The organism is Mycobacterium sp. 1245852.3, assembly GCF_001669335.1.
Lineage (GTDB): Bacteria > Actinomycetota > Actinomycetes > Mycobacteriales > Mycobacteriaceae > Mycobacterium > Mycobacterium europaeum_A.
This window is the reverse complement of sequence record NZ_LZLL01000582.1, coordinates 1-5,628: the sequence shown is the minus strand read 5'-3', so window position 1 is coordinate 5,628 and position 5,628 is coordinate 1. Positions and strand designations below refer to the sequence as shown.

6 protein-coding genes are annotated in these 5,628 nt (G+C 69.2%); 2 read left to right on the top strand and 4 right to left on the bottom strand.

Annotated elements, in window-relative coordinates; translation table 11 throughout:
• The 4 genes from A9W96_RS27135 to A9W96_RS27120 all read right to left on the bottom strand — a co-directional run.
• On the bottom strand, positions 1–783 hold a 783-nt coding region (locus A9W96_RS27135; RefSeq protein ID WP_156765435.1), incomplete at its 3' end, for a DUF222 domain-containing protein.
• 130 nt (positions 784–913) lie between these two features.
• On the bottom strand, positions 914–2,185 hold the full coding sequence (locus A9W96_RS27130; protein ID WP_067144380.1) for an alpha/beta hydrolase: 1,272 nt from the start codon (positions 2,183–2,185) through the stop codon (positions 914–916).
• Positions 2,185–3,816 carry an acyl-CoA ligase FadD12 gene (fadD12, locus tag A9W96_RS27125; protein WP_067144379.1) on the bottom strand — a complete coding sequence of 544 codons (1,632 nt, stop codon included), beginning with the start codon at positions 3,814–3,816 and terminating at the stop codon, positions 2,185–2,187. The genes A9W96_RS27130 and fadD12 overlap by 1 nt, the downstream gene beginning before the upstream one ends.
• A gap of 3 nt (positions 3,817–3,819) precedes the next feature.
• Positions 3,820–4,560 (bottom strand): lysophospholipid acyltransferase family protein, encoded by a 741-nt coding sequence (locus A9W96_RS27120; protein WP_231997706.1) that lies wholly within the window; start codon positions 4,558–4,560, stop codon positions 3,820–3,822.
• Positions 4,561–4,808: 248 nt separating this feature from the next.
• On the opposite strand from A9W96_RS27120, the gene A9W96_RS27115 reads away from it, so the two are divergent.
• The gene (locus A9W96_RS27115) at positions 4,809–5,282 is read left to right on the top strand and encodes a hypothetical protein (protein ID WP_231999924.1); all 474 of its coding nucleotides are present in this window, start codon (positions 4,809–4,811) and stop codon (positions 5,280–5,282) included.
• 147 nt (positions 5,283–5,429) lie between these two features.
• The coding region (locus A9W96_RS27110; RefSeq protein WP_197499671.1) for a DUF3556 domain-containing protein at positions 5,430–5,628 on the top strand (199 nt) is incomplete at its 3' end.

The window sequence follows — 5,628 nt, the reverse complement described above, 5'->3', positions numbered from 1 at the left end:
GCGTTGGCTGGCCGAGCGTGGGTCGTGGTCGATGGCGTCTTGGGTGGGTGCGCCGTCCACACAGGGGGTGTCGTCGTCGGGGTTGCACATGCCGGGGGCGGCGAGTTTGGCTAGGACGGCTTCCAGGGTGGCGCGGGCTTCGGGGGTGAGCCAGCCGCGCAGCGCCGACATGCCGTCGGGTTGCTGATTGCCCAGGGTCAGGCCGCGTTGGCGGGCCCGGTCGTCGTCGGTGTAGGTGCCGTCGGGGTTGAGGCAGTCGGCCAGGGTGCGGGCCAGCCCGGCGAGTTGTTCGGGGCGAAACCGGCTGCCCTCGGCGGCCAATCGCGCTTCGGCCTGTTCGCGGGTGGGCATGTCGATCCAGCCGGGTAGCTGGTGGTAGAACTTGCGGATCACCGCCACCTGGCCCGTACCCAGCTCGCCCCGGCGTTGTCCGGCGGCGGTGGCGGGCAGCATCGGGCCCAGCGGTTCGCCGGTCAGGCCGTGGCGCGGGCCCAGATCGCGTGCCTCGTTGAGGCGGCGGGCGGCTTCGGCGCGGCTGATCAGGGTCGCCTCGGCGATGGCCTGGACTGCTGTGGCGCCGAGTTCGACCGAGGGTGCTTGGCGGGCCAGGGCATTGATCACGGGGTGCTCGACGGCTGGGATGCGCCGGCGCTGCTTTTCGCAGCGCGCCAACACCGCCAACTGTTGGCGGGGCTTCAGCGCGTCGACGTTCAGCGCGCACACGCGATCCCAGGCGGCATCGAGCGCGTCGAACGCCGCCTCGACATCCTGCTCCTCACTCACACCGCCAAACTAGCGATGCCCACCGACAAAAATCGGAGCCGAGAGACTGCTGAAACCACAGTGGCACAAGTGGTTTCGATATGCGCTTTCGGTATCCGGAATATCGCCCGCGGGCGGCGGCAGAGCGCTCTCAGTCGCGCTCGGGCGGGTTCGTCGCGTACACCCACGACAGGAATCGCGCAACGGCCTCCGCGGACCGATGCGCCCGCGGCGAGCTGAAGATGTCGAAAGCGTGCTGGGCATGCGGCAATTCGGCGTAGGCGACCGGGTTCTTGGATACCGCGCGCAGTTCCTCGACGAACTCCTCGGCCTCACCGACCGGGATGAGCGAATCGTCGTGGCCGTGCAACACGAAGAACGGCGGCGCGTCGGCGCGCAGCCGCCGGATCGGTGAGGCATCGACGTAGATGTCGCGGTGGGTGGTGAATTTCTTTTTGACGACGAACTTTTGGAGCAGGTCGACGAATTCGCGCCGGCCCTCGCCCTCGGTGGAGAACCAGTCGTAGCGCCCGTACACCGGCACCGCGGCGACCACCGAGGTGTCGGCGTCCTCGAACCCCGGCTGGAACTTCGGGTCGTTGGGCGTCAGGGCGGCCAGCGAACACAGGTGGCCGCCCGCGGATCCGCCGGTGATCGCCACGAAGTTGGGATCCCCGCCGTAACGGGAGATGTTCTCCTTGACCCACGCCAACGCCCGTTTGACGTCGACGATGTGGTCGGGCCAGGTGTGCCGCGGCGACACCCGGTAGCCGATCGACACGCACACCCAGCCGCGGGCGGCCAGGTGGCTCATCAGCGGATAGGCCTGGGGGCGGCGCATGCCGATCACCCAGGCGCCGCCGGGCACCTGCAGCAGCACCGGCGCCTTGCCGTCGCGCGGCAGGTCGTGGCGGCGCCAGATGTCGGCGAGGTTCGCGCGGCCGTGGGGACCGTAGGACACCACGTTGGTCTTCTGGACGTACCGGCGGCGGGCCACGGTGTTGCCCAGTGGCAGCATGCGCCGCCCGCTGCGCCGCGGTTCCGTCTGGGGCAGCTTGGCCAGCGCCTCTTCGTAGTCGTCGCCGAGTTCCTCGCGCAGCCCGGCCTCCAGCACCGGGCCCGGGGTGGTGACCCCCCGGTACTTGATCACCGCCAGGATGGCCCAGGACGCCGCCGTCAGCGCCAGCGCCGCCTTGCCGCGCCGCCCCGCGAAATCGCCGCGCCGCCCCCGCCGCAGCGCATCGAGCAGCGAGGCGGAGAAGTACACGCCCGGCACCTCGGAGGCCGGCCAGCCGAACCAGAAAACCAGGACGGTGCTGTAGCCCTTGCGGGCCAGCGGGCGTAATCCGTTGGCGGCGTTGGCCAATTCGAGCGCGGCCCGCGCGAGTGGCCGGGGTTTCCGCAGGGTCCGGGCGAGCCGCATCAGCCGGTCACCCGCGCTTGCAAATCGGCGCGCAGGATCTTGCCGGTGCTGCCGCGGGGAAGTTCGTCCAGCACCGTGATCTCGCGCGGGATCTTGTAGTTGGCCAGGTTCTCCCGCACGTGCTGCTTGAGCGCCTCGGGCGCGGCGCCCGCGTCGAGCGCGGCGCCGGGCTCGAGCACCACGAAGGCCGCCAGCCGCTGCCCGTATTGTTCGTCGTCGACGCCGATCACCGCCGCCTCCGCCACGTCGGGATGCGCCGCCAGCGTTTTCTCCACCTCGATCGGGTACACGTTCTCGCCGCCGGAGACGATCATTTCGTCGTCGCGGCCGACGACGAACAGGCGCCCCGCCTCGTCGAGGTATCCCACGTCGCCCGACGACATGAACCCGGCGTGAAAGTCCTTGGTACTCCCCGAGGTGTAGCCCTCGAACTGGGTGTTGTTGCGCACGTAGATGCTGCCGACCTCACCGGTGGGCAGTTCGTTGAATTCCGGGTCCAGGATCCGGATTTCAGTCCCGCCGGCGGGCCGGCCCGCGGTGTCGGGCGCGGCCCGCAGGTCCTCCGGGGTGGCGGTCGCGATCATGCCGGCCTCGGTGGCGTTGTAGTTGTTGTAGATCACGTCGCCGAACGCGTCCATGAACGCGATGACCACGTCCGGTCGCATCCGCGAACCCGATGCCGCGGCGAACCGCAGCGACCGCCCGCTGTAGCGGCGCCGCACCTCGGCGGGCAGCTCCATGATGCGGTCGAACATCACCGGCACCACGGCGAGCCCGGTCGCCTGATGGCGGTCGATGAGGTCCAGCGTGGCCTCGGGGTCAAACTTGCGCCGGGTGATCACCGTGCAGGCCATGGACGCGGCGAAGATCAACTGAGAGAACCCCCAGGCGTGGAACATCGGCGCCACGATCACGATCTTCTCCTCGGCCCGCCACGGCGTGCGGTCCAAAATCGCCTTGAGCGTGCCGATTCCGGCGTTGCCACCGGTTTGGTTGGCGCCCTTGGGAGTTCCGGTGGTGCCGGAGGTAAGCAGGATCATCCTGCCCTTGCGGCCCGACCGCTGGGGCCGTTGCCCGGCGTACTCGGCGATCAGCTTCTCGACGGTGAGCTCGTGTTGCCCGTCGGTCCAGGCCACGATGCGGCTGGCGTTCGGCCTGTCGGCCAGCGCGCGGTCCACGGTTGGGGTGAATTCCTCGTCGTAGACCACGGCGTCGACGCCCTCGCGGTTGACCACCTCGGCAAGCGCCGGCCCGGCGAACGACGTGTTGAGCAGCACGACGTCGGAGCCGATCCGGTTGGTGGCCACCACCGCCTCCACGAAGCCGCGGTGGTTGCGGCACATGATGCCCACGACTTTCGGCTGACCCGCGGGCAAGTGTTCCAGCGCGGCGCCGAACGCGTTGATCCGTTCGTCGAGCTCGCGCCAGGTCAGCGTGCCGAGTTCGTCGATCAGGCCGGGACGGTCCGGGCAGCGCTGCGCCGCGCTGGCGAAGCCCACCGTCATGCCCATGCCTTCGCGGCGCATGGCCGCCGCCATCTTGAAGTAGCGGTCGGGCCGCATCGGCGCGATCATGCCGGCGCGGCTCAGCGTGCTGACCAGGCCCAGGGTCTCGCTCAGTGGATTCGCCATGGTTCAGCCCAGGATCGGGAAGCGACGCTTGGCGGCGAGTTCGGTCAGGGCGTCCTGCATCACCGACCGCACATGCTCGTCGACCTCGTCCACATCCGGGTCGTCACCGAACTGCTTGGCGATGTCGATGGGCGGGAGCACCTGCGTCACGATCTTGGTGGGCAGCGGCAAATTCGGCGGAATGACCGCACTCAGGCCGAAGGGGAAGCCGAACGACAACGGCAGAATCGCGCTGCGCAGCAAGCGTTTAATGCCCAGCCGCTCGGCCAGCCAGGTGCCGCGGGTCAAATAGAACTGCGTCTCCTGCCCGCCGATCGACACCGCCGGCACGATGGGCACGCCGGCTTCGATCGCCGTGCGGATGTAGCCCTTGCGGCCGTTGAAGTCGATGACGTTCTCCGACAGGGTGGGCCGGTAGGCGTCGTAGTCGCCGCCGGGGAACACGATCACCACCCCGCCGGAACGCAGCGCCGCTGCCGCGTTCTCCCGATTGGCCCTGATGTATCCGGTGCGCCGGAAGAATTCCGCGGTGGGTCCGGTCATCAGGATGTCGTGGCTCAGCGTGTAGACCGGCCGGTCGTAGCCGAGTTTGTCGTAGAAGTGGACGCTGAAGATCGGAACGTCCATCGGGAACATGCCGCCGGAGTGGTTGCCGACCACCAGGGCTCCACCGGGCGGGAACGCCTCCAGTCCGTGCACCTCGGACCGGAAATAGGTCTTGAGAACGGGGCGCATCACCGCCATCAGGCGCTGGGTCAAGCCGGGGTCGAATTTGCCGATATCCCCGCCGTCGGGGTTGCCGTTGTCGGTCACGTTCCCTCCTTGACGCTCGCACTGGGCCGCTTCGCCGAGTCGAGTCCCTCGATGGTAGCGACCGGGCCTCGGTTGCTGTCACGGTGTTTCGCCCATTGCGCAACCGGGCATATGGTGTGGGCCGGGTCGGGGCGCTATTGTTACGGCGCCCTAAGTAATCCTCGAGTAAAGGGGACCCGATGGACGTAGCCGGTCTGTCTCACGAGCGTGGCGCCCGCTCGAGTGCCACCCGCAGATCGGCCGGCACCCGGGACCGGCGCGGGCGCCGCGCCCACCCCGCCGCGGTCCGCGCGGAATCAGCCCGCCCGGGTCAGGAAACGTCACGGCCCGCACCGGCCGCCGGTGCGCTCGCCGCGCCGGGCACCGCGGACGAGCTGCAGGCCGATTACTTCGTCCGACTGCTCGCCGGCCGGCGCGGCCTCATCGATCAGCGCATCGACGAGTATCAGCGCAAAATCGGCACGGCGGAGGCGCGGGGCGACCTGGACGCCGTGGCGAACTACCGCCGTCTGGCGCGCATCGCCGAGCAGGATCGGCGGACCCTGGACGCGCTGATCGACAAACTGCAGCGCCGGTTCGTCCGCCGGACGGCGGGTGCGGCCGCGCCGCAGGCACGCCCGGTGGCTCGCCGGTCCGCGCCAGGCCTGCGCTGAATCACCGCTTCCCGCAACAGTTCTCGCCGTTGGGCGGTTGATCGGGTGGTGACGCGCAGCGCTGAGGCGCACAATGCGGCGCACCCGCGTGGCGGTGCCGATACATTCAATGGGCCAGCTGGTTTCTAGACAGGAACGAGGCCGCCCATGGGATTCATGGCTCCAGAGTTTCCCGACGTCGACCCGCAGACGTGGCTCAGCCTGCCGCGTTCGACGAGGCGCCAGATCATGACCCGGCATTGGGTCGAACACGGCTTCGGTTCGCCCTACGCGGTCTATCTGTTCTACCTCTTCAAGATCGCCGGGTACGCCGCCGGCGCCGCCGCGGTGATCTCCCTGACGCCGG

Bases quoted from the DNA above. Each gene is read 5' to 3' on its own strand.
- A9W96_RS27120 (WP_231997706.1), bottom strand. From the start codon at position 4,560: ATGGCGGTGATGCGCCCCGTTCTCAAGACCTATTTCCGGTCCGAGGTG.
- fadD12 (WP_067144379.1), bottom strand. From the start codon at position 3,816: ATGGCGAATCCACTGAGCGAGACCCTGGGCCTGGTCAGCACGCTGAGC.
- A9W96_RS27115 (WP_231999924.1), top strand. From the start codon at position 4,809: ATGGACGTAGCCGGTCTGTCTCACGAGCGTGGCGCCCGCTCGAGTGCC.
- A9W96_RS27130 (WP_067144380.1), bottom strand. From the start codon at position 2,185: ATGCGGCTCGCCCGGACCCTGCGGAAACCCCGGCCACTCGCGCGGGCC.